Origin of the sequence: Candidatus Fukatsuia endosymbiont of Tuberolachnus salignus, assembly GCF_964030845.1 — a bacterium.
Taxonomy (GTDB): Bacteria; Pseudomonadota; Gammaproteobacteria; order Enterobacterales; family Enterobacteriaceae; genus Fukatsuia; species Fukatsuia symbiotica.
Genome location: NZ_OZ034983.1, coordinates 463,385 through 485,785, shown reverse-complemented (window position 1 = coordinate 485,785; position 22,401 = coordinate 463,385). Strand labels below are relative to the sequence as shown.

Here is a 22,401-nt window from a genome sequence, read left to right as displayed (position 1 = left end):
CGGTTAACTTCCTTTTTTGGCTTCGTAGCGTTTGTCGTAGTCCAATGAGTATGGCAAGGTGGCATCTTCATAGTCATCACCCAAATTCGGATCGCTGGCAGCGAAAGATTTCGCCATATATCTGACTTCAAAGGCCACACCAATATGAACAGCATCTTCAACTTTGGTCTTGGTTTTGCCACCACCCGCAGTAGTATGGCGCGACATCTCGACTTTTCCCTCTTCACGAGAAGAAAAAATCCCACCAAAATTGCTGGTCACAAAATAGGTCAATCCCCCGCGCAAGTAACAGCCACTACGTGTCGGACAGTCAGCAACAGCGCCTGCGGTATAACCTGTATGAAGGGGATAGTTTCCATCAACCGGACGAACCACACTGAGCATGCGGAAACGAATGGCTTTGACCGTTTTGCGGTAACTTTGATGAAGACGTTTGATGGTCAAATAATGGGCATCGCCGCCCCAACCGCAATCTCCCCCTTCTAGTTGCACCAATAATCCTGCCAAATGTGTCACACCTGCCCCAAACGGGTTTTTATGCCCATCATAATGATAAGGCCGATGGATTGTCAGCCAACTGTTTGCGCCGGCATTCGCTGGGTTTTGCCACCACACGGGGTAATAGCGTTCTGTGCTCAGGCCAGTAAAATCAATGGTAGTCGTGTAACGCGGCTCACCGTCAAGGTCTTTGGCCTTAACGGTTTTTTGCCAATTGTCTAGTCTCACGACCCCCGTATCATCACCTTTCATTAGCGTGTTGGCCGTGGTGCCAACAGACATGCTGGCGGCAGCGGTTTCACTGTCACTATCAGTGGCGCTGCTGAGCGTGACAAAGCCTTTTTCTGTTTTACTCGCATCGGGGTGATTGCGGGATTTTTCATGGGCTGAGAGTAATTTATCCGCATACACTTTGACTTCAATTACCTTGTCATCAACGTATTGACGGGTTGCCAATACCACTGCCGGATCAATTTTTAGCGTGACAGCTGCGGTGCTGCTGACAATCAGTATCATGCGTAAGGTTTGCGTGCGACCGCTGCCTTGCTGGAGTTGCGGTTTGTAGGTTTCGGGGCAGTTAGCCAGCGCGATAAGGGTGTCGTCGCTGTCAAACAGGCCGATTTCACGGATCCACCATCCGCCTTCTGTCTCCGGGATCACTTGTTCTGCAATCAGTTGATGGGTATTGATGGGATCGAGGCTCAGTGAATTCAGTGCCGCGCGGCGGCGTTCACCGATAAGCTGGGTCTGGCTGGCGTCGGGCGTGGGTAAGCTGCCGCCACCGTCACCGACCGCCATCTGTGTGATTTTCAGCTGGGTTCCCAGTGCGGTGGCATTGGCCAGTTTTGCCGCACCTTGATGGGTCAGTAAGGCATAAAATTTTTCGTTCATGAGGTGATACTCAGATTGTCAATGACATGGACGGCAGCGCCGTGATACGCGGTGCCGGTGACGGTAATCGTTTCAGGGAAATAGGGATAGACGGTGAGTTCATCACCCTCATAGCAGGCAGCACCGACACAGGCTGAACCCTGTGTATCCAGATTGATGGACAGGCCAATCAGATGGCGGCTACAGGGTTTAGCCTGCTCAATCAGGCGTTCCAGCTCGACATACATGGCTTCGGTGATACCGGTTTCGATGACCCCGATATCCAGTCGAAACGTCCCAGGGGGGTCGTTAGTTTGCCACCACTCGATAACCCGTATCAGGGTGCCGAGCGGTTCAACCATACGGCGCAGTGCTGCAATCGTCCCTTTGTGTTTATGCACATAAAAGGCGGTTTTAATCACCGCCCGTTTGGTCGCCTCTGACCAGCTTTCATCCCAGCGATCCACTGACCATGCCCACGCCAGATAAGGGAGCAACGCGAGCGGGCAGTTATCTGCATCCCACAATTGGCGCAGGGGAAGCGGTATCTCACTCAAGCCCGCACAGGCGTGAGCGGCTGCGATTTCTAATGCCGAGGAACCCACTGGCAACAAATGGTTATTCATTAATGTCTCCTCGTTAAAGAAGAAAAACTGACCCATCTCAGACAGCTATTCATCACAGCCGCCTATTTTCAAGCTATAACCTGTGCACCAGGCGGCCTGGGTTTTATCCAGTATCACATCACGTAAGGGGGCAGCCAGTTCTACCCGCTGTACCCCCTTGACATGCAGGGCACCATAAATCGCCGACAAACGGATATCACGCCCTAAACGACGTTGCGTACTGATATAGGCAGTGAGACGATTTTCGGCAGCCATGCGGATCGGTTCGGCTTCCGGTTTAGGGTAGAGCGTGAGCGTGGCATCAATGCGGTAATCAATAATGGTTGCCGATTGTACGGTGAGCCGATCCGCCACCGGTCGGATATTTTCATCATTCAGTGCCGCGTTAACGTGAGCTAACAGCTCTGCTGAGGCGACGCCGTTATTTTCCCTGGATAATACCGTGAGGGTCACGCAAGCTGGCGAGGGACTGATGGCGGAAGCATCGGCTACACGGCCATCGGCACTGAGAGCGTGAAATTCGTAAGCACCGGTCGAACCAGCAACACTTAAGCCTTCAAAGGCCTGTTGAATGCGAAGGCGGAAATCGGTGTCATTTTCTGTTATCAACGCCAGCGGCAGGATAACGTCAGGATTGGCTGCTTGAAGGATTAAGCGTTTAACCTGGTAGTTGGCGCCAATCTGATCGAGATCGGCGTCTTTGGCATAGGCCAACAGGGTGGCTTGCGCGGCTTCGTTGATCCGTTGGCGTAATAGTAATTCGCGGTAGGTGTTTTCTTGCAGTAGTTTGGTGATCGGCTCGGATTCATAGTTGAGCGTCTGGCTAATCGCCGCTTGCTGTTCTGGGGGCGATAAGGCAATAAACTGCGCTTTACGCTGCTTGAGGAGCGTTTCAAAATCCAGCGGTTCTACCACCTGGGGGGCCGGCAGTAAGCTTAAATCCAGGTTAGGCATTATTTTCCTCCTATCGGTAAGGAGAGCCTGAGAGGAACCCCGGTATCACTGCGATGGCCGCACAGGTCGATTGTCATCGTACCGTTGCTATCAGAGGTAATGTCGATGGCGCTCAGGGTGAGGCGGTTTTCCCAACGTAATAAGGCACTGTAAATGGCGGCCATCATTCTGAGGCGCAGTGCCGGACTCTGCGGGCTGTCGATCAGGGTTGAGAGCAGCGAACCGTAAGCACGGCGCATCACCCGTGAGCCTTGTGGGGTGATGAGAATGTCACTGATCGATTGGCGAATATGCGCGATGTCGCTGATCGCTTGACCACTGTGGCGGTGCATACCAAGGTACGTCATCGGGGGTTCCCACTGTTATTGCCGCCACTTTTTACCCCGCTGTATTGATGGCGGTGCAGGGTGATACCGTTAGAGGTCAGGTTACCCCCGCTGTGGGTGAATTCTCCGGTGATTTTGCCACCCTGATTAACCTGTAAGCGGTCGGTGATCAGCTGTTGTGTGCAGGTGACAACCGGGGTATCCAGGGTGATGGCACTAGCGGCGGTTATCGTTGCAGTTTTGATGCCTGTTAGCACTAAGTGGCTGGTTTTTGGCTCATAGGCAAAGTGAGCACCGTCCGGGAAAGTCAGCATGATCGCATCCGCTGAAACCGAAGGCGCTGGGTTAACATCGGAAAAGACCGCCGGTAAAACAAATGCGGTGGTCAGTTCGCCACCCAGACTGAGGATCAGGACTTGTTCACCCACCGAGGGTGCAGACCAGCTTTTGACACGCCCTGCACGTAACGTGAGCCAGTTTAGCCAGTCGGTTTCTAAATCACCGGTTTTTACGCGGCACCGTCCTTGAGCCGTATCCACGGCAGATACCGTGCCAATCCGGATCAGGTTTGCCAGCAGGCGTTGATATTCTGCATGATTGAAGGTTTTCATGCCGTCAGTGTGCCGCGTGGGTGACATTCGGGCATGTGATCGGCGTTGTGTGAGGGGTGAGACAGAGGAAGTGAAGTTATGCTCAGAAAATATAAAATGTTATTTTTAAAATAAATTAGCATTTGTGCTAATTTAATGAATAGACTAAAATAAACATTGTCATCAGGGAGAAGGCTAATGTTCGAACTTATTTATCATTCTGAAGCAGTCCAGGAACTTGAGGACTTACCCGCTCCACTTAAAGGTAAAACAGCTTACCTACTTGATAGACTAGAGAAAGAAGGCAATCGTTTGAGATACCCGTTAAGCGATTCATTGCGTGATGGTTTATTCGAACTGCGTGTAGGGGGAGGTGATATCGCTCGAACTATTTACGCCTTTGCTAAAGGTCGTCGAATATACATATTAAGATCCTTTGTGAAGAAAACCCCTAAGACCCCGCCGAAAGAAATGGCAATCGCTTTTAACAGACTCAAGGAGTTTACAGAATGAAAGGTATACGCCACGCAGAAGTTAGAGCTAAATTATTAAGTGATCCACTCTCCTTGCTCGCCTATGAAGAAGCCCACCGCGAGGCAGAACTTGCCCTTATGTTACAAAGTATTAGGGAAAAAGCAGGTATAACCAGAACTGAAATTGCGCTACGCATGGGAGTTACTCCCCCTGTAGTCACCCGGATTGAACAGAATGTGATAAAGGCAAGCATTCACACATTGGAACGTTATGCTTCTGCATGTGGCTCTAAACTGGATATCCGTGCTGTCGATCTTTGATTTTGCCGGTAGGACTGCTTTAACCCACCAGATGTGCCAACGCGAGATCAGTGATCTCGTCAATATCCCTGTCAGTCAACCCCAATAACGGGCGGCTTTCGTAACGTACGGTCACGCCGTTGCGTGTTACTTTATCCCGCAGACCATAATGATGTACCCGTGCTACTTGTGTGACTTGGCTTGCAAAACTCACCATGGCTTCATGGGCGTTACTGTGGCTCTTTAAAAACCGGGCTGTACGTAATTTGCTGAACATTTTGCGTTTAATACGTCCGTTTTTGTCACGGCGTTTTTTCTTGCGCGGTGCAAACGGGGTACCGTCGGGTTCCTGTTGTGCTTGGATGCGCTGTTTTTGCCGTTCCCGTAGCTTTTTGGCTATCTGGCGCGTGAAAGATTTCCTACTGGCTGGTGATAATTGCTTCAACAGGTTGGCGAGTGCCTGGCTGAGCTGATCGCGGGTATTTATTGTTGCCATTGTGCCACTTTTTCCTCTTTGATAAAGAGTTCATAACGGCGGTGTGTCGTATCAGGGTCAGGCGGTTCATCCAGATGGGTGACCTGTAAGACGCCCTGTTCTTCTTTGACGATGACCCGTTCGGTCAGTCTGAGATTAATGCTGATATCACGCAGGCTGTTGTTTAAATGATCGGCTTCAAAGGTCAGTCCTTCTGCGCGGGTAGCATGTTGCGCCATGATGTCGGGCTGATGGGTGCGTAACCAGTGTAAAATAGGTACAAACAGGGTATCGGCGTCGTCTGCATAATCGGTGATGATCAGATTGAGGGTGTATTGGTATTCAAAGGACAGGGACGACGCCAATGTGGAGACAATAGCGCCCCGATCAATAAAAATATGCAAGCTATCGGGATTTTGTTTGAGATAAGGCACGGCATCTGTCAGTGCCTTTCTTAGCAAAGTGGGTTTTAACATCGCGGGTTATCCTGGGTGAGTTAAGCACACTGTTTGAATGTAAGCCTGTAATCCCGCTATTTGCTGAGTTGCGGTTTTGATACGTTCTCGGAGATGGAAATAATGTTTGATAGCGGTGTCGTTAAGTCTGGCGCGGGTACCATCATCCAGGCGGGCGGCGGTGGCGGCGTGGGGCACGGGTTTGGGGCAAGTGGCGTTGAGCTGCATCCTACGGTGCTTATCATTAATATCACGTTCAAGGGCAGCCAGCTGAGTTTTGGCATCGGTTAATTCCTGTGTATAGTGACTGTCAATGGCCGCGAGCTGTTGGCGCTGTTTTTCCAGTGCCTGGATAAGGGAAAAGGCCGTATCGCGCTCTTGGGTGATTGTTTTGATGGCGATATCCTTTTCTACGGTTTCTTCGTGATAATAAAAAGCCGTGAGGAGTAATCCGCTAAAAATCAGTACCAGTACGCCGGTAACGAGTCGATTAAGCATCTAACCCCCAACAGCTGAGTACACTTTCCTGTGCGCGTCTGAGAGGCTGACCCGCACAGTTATTGGCTCGAATGCGACAATCTTTACCGCCATCGAAGATCCAGCGTTTAATTTCTGCACAGGCTCCGAGGGTGTCACCGGCATTGAGTTTGCGATAAAAAGTGGATGCCGTGCATTTACCTGCGCCGATGTTGTACGGGCAAAACGAAGCAATACCGGCTTTCTGTACGTCGGTTAAGGGTACCTTGATATGGTGTTCGACCCAGGCAATCGCCTTATCCACTTCAAATTTGTTAACCTGCTCGCATTTTTCGCGACTGAGTTGCAGCCCTTGTCTCACCGGCTGCCCATCAACCCAGGTCGCACCACGGCAAATCGTCCACATCTTGGCACCATCCTGATAGGCGCTGAGCCGGTTGCCTTCTTTTTCTCGCAAGAATTGTGCGAGCAGGATCGCAGTACTGGCACCGGCTACGATTAAGGTCTGGATTTTTTTACTGAGTGGGCGCATTCTGACCACCTTGAGTGCGTTGTGTACGTTGGTGTTCAGTCAGCTGTTGGCGCTGGAGTGCGTGGATTTCCTGTTGACGTTGATCTTCACGCCGTTTGTAGTAACGGTTATTGAGGTAAGTCCCCATTGCCAACGCGACGCCGATCAGCGTTGCCCAGTCCTGTAACGTCCACGCGCCCAAACAGGTCAGCAGCCAAGCCGATGAATAAGAAAGCCAAGAAGTGTGTCTGTCCATGCGGTGTTTTTCCGAGTATCAGTCTCACAGTTGGAGATGTTGTTTGAGGGGAGAAGGTGTCGGATCGGGCATCTCTACGGCGTAGCCGTGCGGTAAGTGTGATCCTTGGTCAGCCAGCCCCGGGTTGATGGCGAAGGCCTGTTCGGTGATGCCTTCGGTACGCTGGTAATAACGCCAGCATAAGGCGTCTACCGTGTCGTTTTGCTGTGCAAAGATTTTCATGACCGTCGCTCAAAGTGATTAATGGGTTCCATGTTTAAATGCGTTCGAGATTAAAATGGTTCAGGGTTAAATGTGTTCAAGATTAAACGTGTTTAACGTTAAATCAGCTCAATGGTGGTGCGAGTGAAGCCTTGTATGTCCTGGATTGCCCAAGCCGCATCACGGCGGAGGTGATCAATCGTCTCTTCCCGTGCTTCTGCCCGTTTCGTGCCCGAGGCCGTGGCATCAACGCTGCGAAACCGTTCCGTTACTGTGGCCTGTATCAGGCAATAGACAGCACGGCGGTAGAGGAGCAGGCAGCTACTTTCATTGCCTACCTGCTTCGCAGGCACCTCAACCAGTGAGGGATAGCCCGCCTGTTGTTGTTTTTTTCGCCATGCTGCAAGCCGATCATGGGTTTCATTGAGGCCAACCTGTGCCGCTTCGAGTAAACGTGCCGGGGTGAGGGTGCCGTCCTGTCGCATGGCATCACGGTAGTGCTGGAGATCGAGGTCCGGCCAGAAGCCGTTGTTTTTGATGAGCTGTTCAGTTTTTATCCCGGCTTCATTCGCTGTGGGGTTGACTGCAATACTGACCATCTGATGTTTCTCCTATCATGTTGAAAAGGTGTCAGATTCACTCCTGCCCTCCCTCCGTTCTTCATTCGGCAGTCTTGATGTGCTCTGAACATCTAAATCACTCGATTAAAAGGGCGGTGAACGGACGCATTGATAGCAATACATTTGTCCTGTCAATTGCCCGTGCCGCCCGGCCGTTGGGTATGGGGTTAAGCAGCCTGAAGTAATTTTTCAAGCTGTTTGATGTCGGTTTTGACCCCACTGCAGCTGTCCAGGGTGAGTGCCTGCTTTAAATGGAGACAGGCGGGTTCATATTTCCCATCTTGACGCAGGGCGTAACCGACCATTTTATGCAGACGGGCTTTGACCGGATCGGGCATGTCTTGCCCCCGTAAAATGTGTTGCGCACGCAGCAACTGGGCCGTATCAAGCGGGCGTTTTTTCAGCAGCGTTTGGCTGGCTAGTGCCGCCACTTCTTCGGCGATTAAACAAGCCGTGGAACGCTGGAAACTGTCCGGTGTAGCCAGATCGTGTTTGATAGCGTAGTCAGCAATGTCGAGGGCACGGGTGAGATCGCCGACATCCAGTTGCCAAATCAGCATGCGCATCAGGATCGCATCTTGCGTGCCTGTGCCCTTAGCCAGTACTCCTGCTACCCACGGGCTGTAGGTCGGTAACAAGCGGCGTTTGACCTCGGCTTTACGACTGATCGAGGCCATGCTTTTTAAGTGCAATAAATCTTGCTGCAATTTGAATAATAGTAATTCGTAGGTGCTGGCATGGCGCAGTCCTGCCGTCATCACGCGATGAGGCCGCTTGCTGGGCCGCAACAAACTGTTTATGGCGGCGGACAGGATTGCTCATGGTGTGTTAATCCTCGGCTGGCGGCGTGATGTCGCCAATGACGATATTTTCAATCAGTGCGGTGCAGCCGTAATCTTCCACCACGTAGGCTTCATTGACTGATTCAAAATTTTCCACCCGATCACGTTTCGGGTTGTCAATGATCGCGCGACGGCGCGTCCCTTCCTGCCAGTAAATCGACAGGTTATCCAGACGGGTAATTAACAGCGCGTTAGCCGGGAAGTAAGGTGCGCGGACAGCGGGTAGGCCGCCGATCCGTTTTTGGCTGATGATCAGATCGGCTGCCAGGCTTTCGCTGTTGGCTTGGTTCTGGTTGATAATCGGAAAATATTTATCCGCCAATAACGCACGACCGCAAATCACCACCAGTTCGGTATCATCCTGAAACCATGTTTCAATCAGTTCATCGACCGCATTCATCACCAGTGCATCCAGATTGGCAAAATCCCCGCCTTGACCGATGCGGATGGTGTCTGACGTCACCGCCCCTTGTGCATTGATGATTTTATTCATCACCTGTGAGGCGGCCTGGGCGCGGATATGCTGTAACCAGCCGATATTGACATCTTGCAACAACGGATTTTGGGTCGCATTGGAGGTGGCTTCCCGTTTGATGCCGTTAAAGCCAATCATGATGCGATCTAAGGCTTGCCGTTTAACCAGCGTGTCACGGATCAGCGGTTGAAAGTGGGGGAATTTTGCCCACATGTCCAGCTTTTGATAGCTGAGAGCGGTATCAAAGTTGGTTTGTGTGCAGCGGTAGGGGTGGTTGTCCAGGCTAGTGGGATCGGCAGGGCTGCGTTCTTTTTCGCTAGTCTGCGTGGTACTGGCGATCGGACGTTCAATCCCTAAGCCCACTTTTTCGCCGGTTTGTTCATCCACCGGAAACAGGTTGATTTTTGATAAAAAACTGCTGCTTTCCTGTTGTTTGGCTTCCAGTCTTTGTGCAATCGACGGTTCGACGGTGAATTTTGCGGCGATATCGGCGGGGTTTTCCAATCCGTTGAGCGTGACGACCTGATGAATATATTGGTTAAATTGGCTGCGGGTGTGTTTTTTCATGTTAGCAATCCGTCAGGTGAGTTGGGTTGGCACCCGTGGTCAGGGGGCGTGAGTGGGTACTGCGATCCGCGTGAGTTAACTGGGCAGTGAGTGTGGTCACGCTTTGTTGTGTTGTCTGATGCGCGGCCTGTAATGCCGTGACAGTGCTTTCTAGCGCTGTTAAGTGAGCACATTTTTCGGCTAGCTGTTGCTGATGCTCGGCTATCAGGGAGACCGCCTGATGGATATCCGTGAAACGTGCGTCATCGCTGAGGTGTTTTTTGCCAAACAGGGCTTTGACGCTGTGAAACAGCGCCGGTTTTTGTTCGGTTTCAAATTCCAGCGTGATTTCTTCCGCTGCGCTAAACAGCGCCTCTGCCTGGCTTTTACGTGATGCCAGCGGGTTATGTTGACTGTTAGCACAGAAGGTGAGCATTTCAGCGCCCAAGGATGCCGGGTTGTCGGTGAAGGCGATGCCAGTCAGGTAAGCTTTACCGGTATCGGCGAATTTGAGCACGTATTCAATGCTGGTGTACACCTTTTGCCGATTTTCTCGCAGTTTGACCAGTTCCTCGGTCGCATCTACCTGAACCAGTAAGGCGATTTTTCCTTTAAGCGGGCCGGCGCTAATTTCTTCATATTTTGTTGCGACGATATCGCCATAAGCACGAAACGGGCTATCCGGTAACAGGCTTTTGATGTGTTCCAGATTGGCACGTGCGCCGCGATAGGACGGGTTATAACTTTCCGCCATTTCAATAAGGTGTTGCCGTGAAATGCTGCGCCCGTCACTGGTCGCTCCCTCAACGGCGGCGCGGAAAAAGGTGGATTTTGCCATGCTGTTGGCTCCGGTTAACAATGATGGGGTCTAGGATGGCGAGCCGAGCGCACGTGAACAATCCGTCGCTGTTGTTTCAGTGCTAGCACAGCGCGTCGCGAGAGAGGGAGGGGGGGTTGCACGGTAGCCTTGCGGGATCTGATTCAATTAAGGTTATTTTTGCATGGATAACATCACCCTGACGAGGGAGTTAGATCCGCGCCGTCAAGCCATGTATTTGTATTGGCAGGGGCTACAGGTGGCGCGTATCGCTGAAATCTTAGGCATCAAGGCAACGACGCTACACAGTTGGAAACGTCGTGACCAGTGGGATCAATATGGTGTGTTGGAAAAGATGCAACTCACTACCGCCACACGCTATTGTCAGTTGGTGGCTATCGAGGCAAAGAGTGGGCGTGATTTCAAAGAGTTGGATGCCCTGGGGCGTCAGGCAGAACGGCATGCCCGTATCGGCAAATACAATAATGGGGGCAATGAAGCCGATCTGGATCCGAACCGGGCAGCGCTCCCGCGAGGAAAACGTAAGGTGTCGGTGAAAAATGTTTTTTCAGACGAGCAGATTAGCCAGCTGGCGACCTTATTTCAAGCGTCCTTGTTTGCTTATCAGCGTGCGTGGTATCAGGCGGGTTTGGATGATCGTTTTCGCCTGCGTAATCTGCTGAAATCGCGGCAAATCGGGGCGACGTTTTATTTTGCCCGTGAAGCCTTGCTTGATGCGTTGACCACCGCACGTAATCAGATGTTTATTTCTGCTTCGAAGGCGCAAGCCCATCAATTTAAACATTATATCGTCGATTTCGCCGCCGAAGTGGGCGTAGAACTGCGCGGTGATCCGATTTGTTTGCCCAATGGGGCCGAATTGCATTTTTTAGGCACCAATACCAATACCGCGCAGGGGCGGTCCGGGTGTTTGTATGTCGATGAGTATTTTTGGATCCCCGGTTTTAAGAAGTTACGTCGTGCGGCCTCGGGCATGGCATCACAAAAACGGTATCGGCAAACCTATTTTTCCACGCCCTCGAGTGTCAATCATGAAGCCTATCCGTTCTGGAATGGCACCTTGTTTAATCAGGGACGCGAGAAAAATCAACGCATTGAGGTCGATACCAGTTATCCGCATTTGGCCGCGGGGGCACTGTGTGCAGACGGGCAGTACAAGCAGATTGTGACCCTTGAGGATGCGCTGGCCGGTGGCTGTGATCGCTTTGATATCGCGCAATTGCGGCGTGAGAACAGTGATGACGATTTTGATAATCTGTTTATGTGTCAGTTTATCGACGATGCGCAATCGGTATTTCCGATGAAGGAGATGCAACGTTGTATGGTCGACAGCTGGGAGCAGTGGCCGGATGTGAAATTACTGGCAACGCGACCTTATGGGTATCAACCGGTGTGGATTGGCTACGATCCGGCTAGTACCGGTGATGCCTCGGGCTGTGCGGTGATGGCGCCGCCCAAGGTGGCAGGCGGGAAATTTCGCGTGCTGGAACGTTTTCAATGGCACGGTATGGATTTTTCCGAGCAGGCACGGCATATCCAGACACTGACTGAGCGCTATAACGTGAGCTATATCGGCATTGATGATACCGGCCTGGGGCGGTCTGTGACCCAGCTGGTCAGGCAATTTTTCCCCGCCGTGCAGGCCATTCATTATACCGTCGAGATGAAAACCGATCTGATTTATAAGGCCAAGGATGTGATCACCTCGGGCAGGCTGGAATTTGATGCCGGTGCGATGGATATCGCCAAGGCGTTTATGTCGATCCGCAAAACCTTGAGCGCCAGTGGTCAGCGTGCCACCTATGTCACCAACCGCGCCGAGGGCACCAGTCATGGCGATGTTGCCTGGGCGATTATGCACGCCCTGTTTAATGAACCGCTGGCCGGTATCACTGTCAATAACAGCAGTTTTATGGAGCCATTTTAATGGCTAATAGGAAACAGAATACGATGCAGCGGGTAGAGGCGTTTACCTTTGGCGACCCGGTGCCGATGCTCGATCAGCGGGATATGCTGGATTATCTGGAGTGTGCCGTTGTTGACCACTGGTATGAACCACCGGTGTCGTTTCATGGGCTGGCAAAATCCTTTCGTGCCGCCGTGCACCACAGTTCACCGATTTATATGAAGCGTAATTTGCTGGTGAGTCTGTTTCAACCGCATCGCTGGTTATCTAAGCAAGATTTTAGCCGCTATGCGTTGGATTTTTTGGTGTTTGCCAATGCGTTTTTAGAAGTGCGCACTAATCGTTTGGGCGGGGTACTAAAACTGGTGCCCAGTCCGGCAAAATATACCCGCTGCGGCGTTGAAGCGGGCACCCATTGGTATGTGCAATCCTGGGCAGCGCCGCATTTATTTGCTGAAAATAGCGTCTTTCACCTGCTCGATCCAGATATTAATCAGGAAATTTACGGTGTACCGGATTATCTGGCGGCACTGAATTCAACCTGGCTGAATGAAGCCGCGACACTGTTTCGGCGTAAGTATTATCTCAATGGCAGTCATGCCGGTTTTATTTTGTACATGAACGATGCGGCGCATAAACAGGAGGACATTGACCGCTTACGGCAGGCGTTGAAGGACTCAAAAGGCCCGGGGAATTTTCGTAATTTATTTATGTATGCCCCGGGCGGTAAAAAAGACGGGTTGCAACTGATCCCCTTGGCAGAGGTGGCAGCCAAAGATGAATTTATCAACATTAAAAATGTGACCCGTGATGATCAATTAGCGGCACAGCGGGTACCACCGCAACTGATGGGCATTTTACCGCACAATACCGGCGGTTTTGGTGATATCGAAAAAGCGGCACGGGTGTTTGCCATCAATGAATTGGCACCATTGCAAGAGCGACTGAGTGAAATTAATGACTGGCTGGGCGAGGAGGTGATCCGTTTTAAACCCTATGAATTAGTCGAAAAACCGTCGGTGTAAAAGTGCAAGTCTAGACTGCATCAATCTGCACGTTTTTTTGCAGCCTTATTTAAGGCTAAAATCCAAGCTAGAACAGGTTTTATGATGGATCAACAGACGCATGAAAAAGTTGATTATTACATACCCAGACCGAGGGCGCGGGGAGCACCCGCTTTCGTAGTTGAAGAGCATGGCCGCCTTCATTTTGTGGCAAATTGAGGGGGATCATTGCGTTTTGATCGCAGAAAATGTGTTTTTCTACATGCGTCGGGCATGAGAGCTTCTGATGCGCGTGCAAGTGATAGTTGTTCTCTGTGTAGGAGGAACATTTATTGATGTGTTTTTAATCATTTATATTTTGTAGCGATACAAAATATGTTCAAGCATAAGTAAGAGCGAACGCACCTAATGCAAGCACACTTAACGTACCTAACATCCCAGAAGTTACGTAGCAGACGTTAGAAAAACCACTAGATTTATCTGGTGCATTTAATGATACAGCCTGACTAGCTTGACCCCCTGTTATATTTTGCAAATTTATGACTGGAACGAACTCGGTGCTAGCAGGTGGCATTACCTGCTCAGTTTTCATGCCTAAAATTCCTAATCTTTCGTAGGCTGATTTGGTTATACCATTTATGCTCACTTTTTTCTTATCACAAATAGTTGGTTGAGGATGAATAATGGATACATCCAGCCCCGGGAATTGTAGGCTTATTTTTTCTAGGCAATCGACATGCTTATCGTCTATCGTCAGAGTCCCACCCAATCCAAGATCCAATGTCAGTTCTGTTAAGGACAGTTCGCTCATTTCTACTGCATTAAGTATTATTACCAAGTCATCTGCAGAGAGGTTATGAACTTCACAGTTTATTTTGACAAAAGACGAATCAGGGGTGTCTATGATGGATTGTGCTATTTTTATCAAACGGTCAGTGTCTTTTAGAGGTTTTCCGCACGTATCATATCCACATACGGAGGTTCTACGGAAATAACTACCTGTTGCTCAGAATTGTAGTTGGTGGAAAAACTTGTTTCGTTAAAAGGAATGTTTTCAGAACCTAACCTCATAATGCAAAAACCTTTTATATAAATTTAAAGGACAGCATTGTAACGATTTATAGCAGGGAATGCGCCTAAGGCAATTGTATCTAAATTTATATCTATTAGATTTTTAAGTCATTTTATTAATAAATGTAAAATACATATCGATCGATATGATTAATGCTCTTTCTTTAACCGGTTTAACCTACTGTCGTTTTCAGGTAATGCTCTCAAAATCACTTAAATCCGTAGTAATAATATGTTGCTCCTTCGATCTAAACGAAGAAAAATTAAGCATGCTTGATACGCTCATTCAGGGTTTCAAGGATAAAAGTATTAACGGATACTTGTCGTTCAGATGCTGCACCTGCTAGACGTTCTCCCAATGACTCAGGGTAACGCAATGTAAAGGTTTTTACCTTCTCTGTTGTAGCAAATGGAGCGATGTTGTGTTCTTTACAATCCTCCAGATAGCCATTGAGAGAAACTTCTCCCTCTTTTTTCAACCCCTCTATGCTATCAGACATAAAATCACAATAGCCTGATAAACCTAAAAACTTACCGCGAAACATACCCATTTCAGGTATGTAAGCGATAGTAGCGGGTTGTCCGGCTACTACCATAGTATTGAGCGTGTTTGTCATTGTTTTATTCATTGTTTAATTCCTATACTTTCTAACCATTCACGTAGACTTACCAATGCGCCTTTATCTGTATCTGGTGAGGGGTGTGGACGGTGAAACCGTGCGATACTCCCCTTTAGAAGGAATCGGACTCTTGAACCGTTTCCTTCTTTGACTTCTCCACCCAGTGCTACGATCAATGATTCAATATCAGCCCATTTGATATTTGAAGAGGGTGGCTTTCTTAATACTTTTTTTAGTGTTTCTGCCTGTTTTTTTCTCACAATGGATTCACTGAATGAAGTCAATTGGTCAATAATAGGGATTGATTTCTATGACGTCAATAGATGAAGTCACTCTGTTCTCTTTAGCCGACTGGTTACTATCTTAAATGTCCTCTGTACAATCAGATAAATAACTAACCCTCCTCAAATCCTCATCGGAACCGCCTCTTTCCCTCGCTTTTTATTTTTGATTATTTTTCACGCAAGGGGACAGTTATTGCCACGAGTCCGAGTCCAAGGGACGGTAACCCCGTCCTGAAGGGCAACACCTAACCCCAGATCACTTTCTGCCTGATTAACAGGATGAACAGGCTGCTTATCACTTTTCGCCTTACGCACCTTTTTCCACGTATCCACATGGGTACAAATCCGTGACGCCATGCCCAGCCGGGGCGACCACACCCCGTAAATTTTCACGCCCTGCTCACCGTAGGCATTCAGGGTCTCAGATTTGATATAAGCGGTACGTACAGTATGGTCTTTACGTGGGATCAATACCCCGCCTTGCTTAATAATATAGGTCGCCATACAACCGGCATCGGCGGCAGCCAATACATCATCCATCGGCTTATCATCAAGTAATTGCGTGCTTTTTTTCGATTTTGCTTTGCGCTGCAATTGACCGGCCAGCAAACGCAATTCACGGTACGTTTGACGCGAAGGAATACCAAAAAACTGAAATTGTCGTACCCGATGCAAACTTGCCCAGGCTACCGCGTTTTCAACTGATTCATTAAGTGGCTTACCGGTCTCGGTACTTAATAGGGGCTCATCGGTCGCCTTATCAACGACTTTTTTCAGTACGGTGCCATCCATATTTTTACTGATGTATTTCGCCAGATAACTGGTGGGCGACCCTTTACTCTTCAGCACCGGCTTGACATCAAAGCGTGGTTTGATATTTTTTCCTAGCTCCTCACGATCGCTACGGATCGCAAATTCACGTAACACCGCGGTAATGGCGACCCGATCTTTTCTCGCCATAAAACACAGCAAATGCCAATGCACGGTACCATCATGATGAGGCTCTGCTACCCGCACGCCGTACCAGCGCAGCCCCATTTTGTTCATCTTTTTGCGCACACCCGCAAACAGAGCGACCAGATAATCACTGCTTTCACGTACCGTATGGGTTGCCCATTTGGGATTAGGTTTACCGCAGGATAAGGTAGCGTGATAGCGCGACGGACAGGTAAGGGTATAAAACATCGCATAATCGCCACGCTGTTCTGCCAGATTTTCCAGACCTCTGGCGGTGGTCATCATTTCCAGATGACGTAAGTGAGGATTGCTGGTACTCGCGTTAACCACCTTTTCCATGTCCAGCGTCACCCCGTCCTCATTCACCAGTTCATGTGAGCGGATAAATTCCCGTGCACGGCGATCCTGCTCACGCTTACGGGTCAAGGCATCATAGCTGACATAGGCAGAAGCTTGTTTATGCACCAAACAAATGGCACGGTATTGCTCCTCACGCCATTCACAACGCAACCGCCACAGTTTACGTGCCCACCAGTCAGCACAACACAGCCGTGCCAGTGCGCCAGGGATCAGATGATAAGGCATTTTGCCACGGTGCTGGATATGCTCACGCAAACTGTGCCAATGCGGGGGTGTAATAGAAAACCGTTTAGCTTCCGCGGCCACACGCTGATAAAGTCGCAATATTTTATCCGGATCCGTATTATCATCCGGTAACACCTCGGCGCAGGCACAGAAAAACAGTTCCATATGTCCTGCCACCCTCGCTGCCACATTCTTTACTTCCTTTTGCATCAGTGTCGGTAAATCCAATAACACGCGTAGCGCAGGATAGTAGGTAACACGCTGATAATCCTCCGTCCTCTGCTTTTTACGCACGGTTTCAAGACGGTGCAAGACTGGCTTAATCACCTCCAATAAAAAGGTTTTGGCTCTTGCTTCACCGCCCTCACGACGCAGATAATCCAGGCGCTGCTGCAACGGCTGCTGGATAAATTTCGGCTGACGGCGTAAATCTGCTTGTATTGCTAATTCGGGATCAGCCTGCCACTTCCGTTTTATGTGATCGAGATGAGCAAGATGATTGGCTTGCGCCACCTGACGTTGCCAATAGGCTTCTATCCTCGGTTCCAGGATGGCAGGCAATTGCTCGCGCTCCCACATTAACGGAGAAAAAATGTGACAGGGGGCAGGATTGAGAGAACGCGGTGCGGGGATAGGGATTTCTTCTGAATAGAGGGTCATCGGTAACGGCCTTGTTTTTGAATAAAACGGTTCCCACGTCATCACGTGTTTATTTATTTCAGGTATGAATTAATGGCGTTAATCAGGAAGTCGATAATGCTCGATATACGTTATGCGATTAGGCAGTAATAATCTGCGTTTTATTCCTGGCCCTATTTCGTATTCATCTGGATCTAATAGCGGGACAGGTTTAAACACCTCGTGGCACGTTCTAAAGATGTGTTGTATTGCATTATGCCAGTCTTCCATAATCTGATTGTCTACCCTCAACCCATGATGGCGGATCAGACTCTCAATGAACGCGGGGAAGGATGAATAACACGCCAAGAATTCAAGATAATTTTTGATGGCCTTTTTTGACGAATTAAAATAGATTTTCTTTTTATATAAAATAAACCGTGAGTTATTATGGGCTGATAACATAATCGTTATCGATATACAGGCTCATAATACGTCCTTATTTAGATGACAGGAATACCGACACAATAACGCGTCTGTTCATTTTAAAAATGAAGGGATGGTGTTATTCCGTCTTGTTCGGCAGCGGATCACAATCAATATACGTCACCCTGTCAGGCAATAAACTGATAACGGCACGTAAGCGAATAATCGCGTCAATAATATTCATCTGTTCTTCTGGAGATAACTGTTTAAATGCCAACGCATGCTTTTTCTTTTCAATACCGGCCAAATAATACAAAGCCCCTTTCATTTGCGGATCGGTTTCTTGCATTTCAGTGATCAGCGCGGGAATAACCCCTTTATATTTTGCGTCAGGAAATGCCCCCCATAATAACGCGATGTGCTTAAGACTGCATTGACGCTGTTCTAAATTCAGCGGGACGACACGTGCTGGCTCTGTATTCGCCATAACCCCTCCTTATTAAGCAAAAATCCCCATCAAATGTGCAAACCAACGGCGGCGTGGTTTATTGATGACGGGTGTACTCATTCCTTTAATAAATTGTACATCCTGCGCATTAGGCTGAACACGGCGACCATCAGGGGTCTCCAGCCAGCCACGGCGATGACGGCGATGCGTAATGTGCAACGGGTTATCTGGCAATACGGCTACGGATGTGCAGGTTTTTATTAACATGGTGCCATCTCCATTAAGTGAAAGAAGTGCCGGAATGTTTACCCCGTCCGGCGCGGGTTTGTGTGGTACTATTTTTATGCCGGCTTCTGCTCTACCAAAGATGACGCCGGCATAACCTCCCACCACAACAAGGGAAATAGGTTGATGTTTAACAATAAAACGCAAAGTGCGATTAACATTCGCATCTCATTTAATCGCCCTTGGTACTCTCTACGAAGACATTAAAATCTCTGCATTCAATTTGAAAAGATTTTATTCTTAGCATGAAAAAGAAATGACCGCACTGCCTAAAAAATAGATAAAGATAGAAAAATATGAATTTCAGGAGAATATTTTCAGTTCTATCGTGATGGTATTTAAGCTTGTGCATTATAATAAAGCACTTCCCAAACATATATACTCCCATTGCACCATAGACTTTGTAATATCCCCGTTGCACCTTAGAAGGTAAAGTGACAGGGAATGGCTTAATTGTCATAAATGTTATCTCGAAATAGCGTTAAAACACAGTGTGTATTTTAAAATTCATCACTTATTCCTGTAATAAATAAAACCTCTTCATAATGCTAATTTAGGGGAAGGCTTTACGCTTTGATTTAAAGGGCATGACGTGTTTTGCATTTAATTTCTGCTTCATGCATGAGAAATTGCTGCCAACCGGTTAATTTTGCGTGTTTCTTTCGGTATGTATGGATTGCCATCATAATACGCATGGCACCGTAGACCATCACAGCGAGAATAATCGTGATTGATATCAGTAGTTCTGTTGAATAACTCATTATTATCATTCCGCTCTATTTTCTTCGTCTGATGTAACTGATCGATGTAATCTGTTGCTTGTGCCAGCGTATCCACCTTGCCAAACGACTGATCACCTAACCACAGGTGATAACGGGTAATCGGTTGAGTCACTGTTTTCGGCAGGCGGACAAGAGTAAATCCACGGTATTCCTGTGAGTGGCGACTGATTGGGGTTGGGGTGTGTGTCATATATTCCTTAACTATTAGCAATAGCGTCTTTCAGCATGGCAACAAGGTTAACTTCAACTTTGTCTTTAGCTTTCTGCTTGGGACGAATAATAATCCGACCATCGCGTACCATCCCTCGGCAGTATTGAAAGGAATACCAACCAGTTTCGAATATTCTTTCAGAGAGACATACCCTGTAGGAACAGCGATGTTTATGGTCACATTCCCCATACTTCCCCCAATTTATCAGCCTGAATAGCAGCCATACCACGTAAACACACAAGGCGAGCCATACTGGAAATAGAACGACTGTCTTTAGCGGCAAGAGCCTCTAAACTGCCACGTTCATCATCAGATAAACGCATAGGGATAGGGTTCTTGGTCGCAATACCCTTTGGTAATCGTGAAGGCTGATTATGTTTGACTTGTTTCATAATGGTATATTGTGATCTACTGGATTATTCATATGTTTATAGTGTCACCGTTTGGTGAACTTGTAAAATAGAGGTTCAATAAATGGATAACTTTGGGGGCAGGCTAAGGGAAGAACGTAAGCGGTTAGGCATGACTCAGACTGAGTTTGCAGATGTCGGAGGTGTTCAAAAAACTACACAAAGTAATTATGAAAACAATATTAGATTACCGGATGCTCAATACTTAGGGTCAATAACGAAGATAGGTATTGATATAGCTTATATAATCACTGGTGCTCGCACCATAAAAGCTGATATCACAACAGAAGAACAAAAATTAGTTGAAAATTACCGAGCAATGGACGACTCGGCGAAGCTAAATATACAGGCGGTTGGTGATGCGTTTGCTCAATCGAAACCCAACTTGAAAACAGGTTAATATTTATACTATGCAACATGTTGATTTTATTTATATTTTATAAATTTATTGTTATTTTATATGAAAAATAAATAAACAATAATCATAAAAAATCAATAAATGGAATAAGTCAATATCATAATTAATATTTATATGATTCATATGGCAATGTATTTAGATAAAAATAATTCGGCAAGGTTAAGTATACAAATGGTTGGTGATGCATTCGCGCAATCAAAACCTAAGCAAGAGTAAATAATGATAGAAATTTTGTCCTTGAGTGAACGATTACTATTGCTCACTTTAGTTGAAGAGCTAAATAAAATGAATCTCAAATTATGTCAAAAAAATTAGAAAGATGGTGAAAATCTGCTGTCAAGCTAATTAATGATTTTTTATACCAGTCATGATATAATTACATTATCGGATAGACAGTAGGTTAGGATTAATGAATGCCAAGACTGAAAAATCTTTAGTTTGGATAGGGAGCAGTAAAAAAGACTTGTTGGAACTGCCGCAAGACATTGTTAAATCTGTCGGTTATACGCTGCATTTTGCCCAAAAAGGCTTAACGCCTCCAAACGTTAAACCATTATCTGGGTTTCATGGTGCTGGTGTACTTGAAGTCGTAGAAAATTATGATGGTAACACCTATCGGGCTATCTGTACGGTTAAGTTTGCAAGTGTTGTATTTGTTTTACATTGCTTCCAGAAAAAATCCAAAAAGGGCATAGCTACACCAAGGGCTGATCTTGATCTGATAAGAACCCGCCTCAACACAGCCCAACAGATTTATGAGGATATGAAGAATGGAAAGATCTAAAGAATATGATTTTGAAGTCGGATCAGATAATGTTTTTTCTGATTTAAATTTACCAAACTCAGAAAGTCTGAAGCTAAAAGCTGACTTAGCTATACAAATTATTACGACCATAAAAAAAATGGGGTTAAATCAGGCCGAAGCAGGTAAAAGAATGCATTTACCTCAAGCGCGTGTTTCTGCACTTTATAACGGTAAATTCTTCAATATGTCAGAAAAAAAACTGATGGATTGTTTAAACCGACTCGGTTATGACATTGAAATCGTAGTAAAACCTAGCCATGAATTTTTAGGTCGTAGAACATTATTTATACCCGCGCATAGCTAAAAATAAGATCAGATATCAGTCGTAACAAGAAACGCCAATTCTGATAAATTTTTAATGTGGTAACCCGATTAGTTAACAAGCTGAGTCAAATGTAGTACTTCTGAAAGAAGACAATAGGTCAATACCATAATTAATATTTATATGATTCATATGGAAATGTATTTAGATAAAAACAATGCGAGACGCTTATTTTGACAATCCGTAAACTTTCTACCGGCAAATGGATCTGCGAATGTTACCCCAACGGGCGTCGTGGTGAACGAGTTCGTAAGCAATTTGCCACAAAAGGAGAAGCATTTTCATTTGAACGCCGTATTATGCCAAAAGATCAAACTATGGATGCTTCTGTTGCTAACAGGCAGAAACTCAGTGATCTTGTCGCACGTTGGTATGAAATGCACGGTAAAACGTTAACCTCTGGCGAATCGCGCAAAGTAAAACTTGATGCAGTATGTGAACGTTTGGGTGATCCATTAGTAATAGATTTTGATAAAAATGCTTTTGCAGTGTATCGAGAACAACGCTTGAATGGAAAGTGGCAAGCAAAGGGACGTGCCGCACCGAAACAGGCAACCGTTAACCGTGAATATTCCTATCTCCGTGCCGTATTCTCTGAATTAAAGCGCTTAGGTGAATGGGAAGAAGATAACCCGCTTGATGGAATTCGTCAGTTTAAAGAGGGAGATCAAGAACTGGCTTTCCTTTATCCAGAGGATATAAAACGGCTTTTGGAGGCTTGTGACGAGTCGGCAAATAAAGATTTAGGGCATGTTGTACGTTTATGTCTAGCGACTGGAGCAAGATGGAGTGAGGCACAAGGACTATCTCAGTCACAACTGATGCCGGGGCGGGTCACTTTTATTCAGACAAAAAGCAAGAAGAACCGCACAGTGCCGATATCCAGACGTCTATACCCGTGATCAATGAAGATGCT

General features: G+C 47.4%; 30 protein-coding genes and 2 pseudogenes. 8 read left to right on the top strand and 24 right to left on the bottom strand.

Features of this window, described 5'->3' with window-relative positions:
• Positions 1-3: 3 nt before the first annotated feature.
• Genes AAHH42_RS02560 through AAHH42_RS02540 form a run of 5 tightly spaced genes read right to left on the bottom strand, consistent with a single transcriptional unit; the run spans position 4 to position 3,885 of the window.
• A complete protein-coding gene (locus AAHH42_RS02560; RefSeq protein ID WP_342221623.1) occupies positions 4-1,389 on the bottom strand; it encodes a phage tail protein in 1,386 nt (461 codons plus the stop codon).
• The gene (locus AAHH42_RS02555) at positions 1,386-1,994 is read right to left on the bottom strand and encodes a phage tail protein I (RefSeq protein ID WP_119797036.1); all 609 of its coding nucleotides are present in this window, start codon (positions 1,992-1,994) and stop codon (positions 1,386-1,388) included. The genes AAHH42_RS02560 and AAHH42_RS02555 overlap by 4 nt, the downstream gene beginning before the upstream one ends.
• A 45-nt stretch (positions 1,995-2,039) precedes the next feature.
• The gene (locus tag AAHH42_RS02550; protein WP_342221622.1) at positions 2,040-2,948 is read right to left on the bottom strand and encodes a baseplate assembly protein; all 909 of its coding nucleotides are present in this window, start codon (positions 2,946-2,948) and stop codon (positions 2,040-2,042) included.
• A complete protein-coding gene (locus AAHH42_RS02545) occupies positions 2,948-3,295 on the bottom strand; it encodes a GPW/gp25 family protein (RefSeq protein ID WP_342221591.1) in 348 nt (115 codons plus the stop codon). The genes AAHH42_RS02550 and AAHH42_RS02545 overlap by 1 nt, the downstream gene beginning before the upstream one ends.
• On the bottom strand, positions 3,292-3,885 hold the full coding sequence (locus tag AAHH42_RS02540; RefSeq protein ID WP_342221621.1) for a phage baseplate assembly protein V: 594 nt from the start codon (positions 3,883-3,885) through the stop codon (positions 3,292-3,294). The genes AAHH42_RS02545 and AAHH42_RS02540 overlap by 4 nt, the downstream gene beginning before the upstream one ends.
• 177 nt (positions 3,886-4,062) lie before the next feature.
• On the opposite strand from AAHH42_RS02540, the gene AAHH42_RS02535 reads away from it, so the two are divergent.
• Complete coding sequence (locus AAHH42_RS02535) at positions 4,063-4,377, top strand: type II toxin-antitoxin system RelE/ParE family toxin (RefSeq protein ID WP_119797549.1); 315 nt, start codon at positions 4,063-4,065, stop codon at positions 4,375-4,377.
• A complete protein-coding gene (locus AAHH42_RS02530; protein ID WP_119797548.1) occupies positions 4,374-4,658 on the top strand; it encodes a helix-turn-helix domain-containing protein in 285 nt (94 codons plus the stop codon). Before AAHH42_RS02535 ends, AAHH42_RS02530 begins: the two co-directional genes overlap by 4 nt.
• A 19-nt stretch (positions 4,659-4,677) precedes the next feature.
• Here AAHH42_RS02530 and AAHH42_RS02525 read toward each other — a convergent pair whose 3' ends face one another.
• The 10 genes from AAHH42_RS02525 to AAHH42_RS02480 all read right to left on the bottom strand — a co-directional run bounded on the left by AAHH42_RS02525 (position 4,678) and on the right by AAHH42_RS02480 (position 10,333).
• Positions 4,678-5,133: a phage virion morphogenesis protein gene (locus AAHH42_RS02525; RefSeq protein ID WP_420836488.1), complete on the bottom strand. Its 456-nt coding sequence runs from the start codon at positions 5,131-5,133 to the stop codon at positions 4,678-4,680.
• Positions 5,121-5,588: a phage tail protein gene (locus AAHH42_RS02520; RefSeq protein ID WP_342221595.1), complete on the bottom strand. Its 468-nt coding sequence runs from the start codon at positions 5,586-5,588 to the stop codon at positions 5,121-5,123. The genes AAHH42_RS02525 and AAHH42_RS02520 overlap by 13 nt, the downstream gene beginning before the upstream one ends.
• A gap of 6 nt (positions 5,589-5,594) precedes the next feature.
• Positions 5,595-6,065 (bottom strand): lysis protein, encoded by a 471-nt coding sequence (locus AAHH42_RS02515; RefSeq protein ID WP_342221620.1) that lies wholly within the window; start codon positions 6,063-6,065, stop codon positions 5,595-5,597.
• Positions 6,058-6,576 carry a lysozyme gene (locus AAHH42_RS02510; RefSeq protein ID WP_342221619.1) on the bottom strand — a complete coding sequence of 173 codons (519 nt, stop codon included), beginning with the start codon at positions 6,574-6,576 and terminating at the stop codon, positions 6,058-6,060. Before AAHH42_RS02510 ends, AAHH42_RS02515 begins: the two co-directional genes overlap by 8 nt.
• A complete protein-coding gene (locus AAHH42_RS02505) occupies positions 6,560-6,811 on the bottom strand; it encodes an HP1 family phage holin (RefSeq protein WP_342221618.1) in 252 nt (83 codons plus the stop codon). The genes AAHH42_RS02510 and AAHH42_RS02505 overlap by 17 nt, the downstream gene beginning before the upstream one ends.
• 24 nt (positions 6,812-6,835) lie before the next feature.
• A complete protein-coding gene (locus tag AAHH42_RS02500) occupies positions 6,836-7,033 on the bottom strand; it encodes a tail protein X (protein ID WP_342221617.1) in 198 nt (65 codons plus the stop codon).
• Between the two features lie 98 nt (positions 7,034-7,131).
• On the bottom strand, positions 7,132-7,611 hold the full coding sequence (locus AAHH42_RS02495) for a head completion/stabilization protein (RefSeq protein WP_342221616.1): 480 nt from the start codon (positions 7,609-7,611) through the stop codon (positions 7,132-7,134).
• Between the two features lie 188 nt (positions 7,612-7,799).
• Complete coding sequence (gene gpM, locus AAHH42_RS02490; RefSeq protein ID WP_342221997.1) at positions 7,800-8,390, bottom strand: phage terminase small subunit; 591 nt, start codon at positions 8,388-8,390, stop codon at positions 7,800-7,802.
• Between the two features lie 70 nt (positions 8,391-8,460).
• Positions 8,461-9,516 (bottom strand): phage major capsid protein, P2 family, encoded by a 1,056-nt coding sequence (locus AAHH42_RS02485; RefSeq protein ID WP_342221615.1) that lies wholly within the window; start codon positions 9,514-9,516, stop codon positions 8,461-8,463.
• A 1-nt stretch (position 9,517) separates the two neighbouring features.
• On the bottom strand, positions 9,518-10,333 hold the full coding sequence (locus AAHH42_RS02480) for a GPO family capsid scaffolding protein (RefSeq protein ID WP_342221254.1): 816 nt from the start codon (positions 10,331-10,333) through the stop codon (positions 9,518-9,520).
• 163 nt (positions 10,334-10,496) lie between these two features.
• Here AAHH42_RS02480 and AAHH42_RS02475 point away from each other — a divergent pair, with 163 nt between their 5' ends.
• Both AAHH42_RS02475 and AAHH42_RS02470 read left to right on the top strand, forming a co-directional pair.
• Positions 10,497-12,260: a terminase large subunit domain-containing protein gene (locus tag AAHH42_RS02475; protein ID WP_342221614.1), complete on the top strand. Its 1,764-nt coding sequence runs from the start codon at positions 10,497-10,499 to the stop codon at positions 12,258-12,260.
• Positions 12,260-13,264, top strand: a complete 1,005-nt coding sequence (locus AAHH42_RS02470) for a phage portal protein (RefSeq protein ID WP_119797543.1) — start codon at positions 12,260-12,262, stop codon at positions 13,262-13,264. The genes AAHH42_RS02475 and AAHH42_RS02470 overlap by 1 nt, the downstream gene beginning before the upstream one ends.
• Positions 13,265-13,622: 358 nt before the next feature.
• Here AAHH42_RS02470 and AAHH42_RS02465 read toward each other — a convergent pair whose 3' ends face one another.
• From AAHH42_RS02465 to AAHH42_RS02425, 9 genes and pseudogenes are all read right to left on the bottom strand, one after another.
• Positions 13,623-14,171: a hypothetical protein gene (locus tag AAHH42_RS02465; RefSeq protein ID WP_119797542.1), complete on the bottom strand. Its 549-nt coding sequence runs from the start codon at positions 14,169-14,171 to the stop codon at positions 13,623-13,625.
• Between the two features lie 406 nt (positions 14,172-14,577).
• A complete protein-coding gene (locus AAHH42_RS02460) occupies positions 14,578-14,910 on the bottom strand; it encodes a type II toxin-antitoxin system HicB family antitoxin (RefSeq protein WP_425286319.1) in 333 nt (110 codons plus the stop codon).
• Positions 14,911-14,939: 29 nt separating this feature from the next.
• Positions 14,940-15,194, bottom strand: coding sequence for a type II toxin-antitoxin system HicA family toxin (locus AAHH42_RS02455; RefSeq protein WP_174224030.1), 255 nt, complete (start codon positions 15,192-15,194; stop codon positions 14,940-14,942).
• A 198-nt stretch (positions 15,195-15,392) separates the two neighbouring features.
• Positions 15,393-17,420 carry a replication endonuclease gene (locus AAHH42_RS02450; RefSeq protein ID WP_342221251.1) on the bottom strand — a complete coding sequence of 676 codons (2,028 nt, stop codon included), beginning with the start codon at positions 17,418-17,420 and terminating at the stop codon, positions 15,393-15,395.
• A 523-nt stretch (positions 17,421-17,943) separates the two neighbouring features.
• A complete protein-coding gene (locus AAHH42_RS02445) occupies positions 17,944-18,291 on the bottom strand; it encodes a DUF5347 family protein (protein WP_342221250.1) in 348 nt (115 codons plus the stop codon).
• Positions 18,292-18,303: 12 nt separating this feature from the next.
• On the bottom strand, positions 18,304-18,684 hold the full coding sequence (locus AAHH42_RS02440) for a phage filamentation protein Fil family protein (protein ID WP_342221612.1): 381 nt from the start codon (positions 18,682-18,684) through the stop codon (positions 18,304-18,306).
• 468 nt (positions 18,685-19,152) lie between these two features.
• Positions 19,153-19,509 carry a hypothetical protein gene (locus AAHH42_RS02435; RefSeq protein ID WP_342221611.1) on the bottom strand — a complete coding sequence of 119 codons (357 nt, stop codon included), beginning with the start codon at positions 19,507-19,509 and terminating at the stop codon, positions 19,153-19,155.
• 7 nt (positions 19,510-19,516) lie between these two features.
• Positions 19,517-19,719, bottom strand: a pseudogene (locus AAHH42_RS02430) (DNA-binding protein).
• Positions 19,707-19,922: a hypothetical protein gene (locus tag AAHH42_RS02425; RefSeq protein ID WP_119797538.1), complete on the bottom strand. Its 216-nt coding sequence runs from the start codon at positions 19,920-19,922 to the stop codon at positions 19,707-19,709. Before AAHH42_RS02425 ends, AAHH42_RS02430 begins: the two are co-directional and overlap by 13 nt.
• A gap of 82 nt (positions 19,923-20,004) precedes the next feature.
• On the opposite strand from AAHH42_RS02425, the gene AAHH42_RS02420 reads away from it, so the two are divergent.
• From AAHH42_RS02420 to AAHH42_RS02405, 4 genes and pseudogenes are all read left to right on the top strand, one after another.
• Positions 20,005-20,340, top strand: a complete 336-nt coding sequence (locus AAHH42_RS02420; protein WP_119797537.1) for a helix-turn-helix domain-containing protein — start codon at positions 20,005-20,007, stop codon at positions 20,338-20,340.
• 427 nt (positions 20,341-20,767) lie between these two features.
• Positions 20,768-21,142 carry a type II toxin-antitoxin system RelE/ParE family toxin gene (locus tag AAHH42_RS02415; RefSeq protein ID WP_119797536.1) on the top strand — a complete coding sequence of 125 codons (375 nt, stop codon included), beginning with the start codon at positions 20,768-20,770 and terminating at the stop codon, positions 21,140-21,142.
• Positions 21,129-21,467, top strand: coding sequence for a helix-turn-helix domain-containing protein (locus AAHH42_RS02410; RefSeq protein ID WP_119797535.1), 339 nt, complete (start codon positions 21,129-21,131; stop codon positions 21,465-21,467). The genes AAHH42_RS02415 and AAHH42_RS02410 overlap by 14 nt, the downstream gene beginning before the upstream one ends.
• A 191-nt stretch (positions 21,468-21,658) precedes the next feature.
• A pseudogene (locus AAHH42_RS02405) lies at positions 21,659-22,378 on the top strand (phage integrase); the annotation flags it as partial.
• Positions 22,379-22,401: the final 23 nt, after the last annotated feature.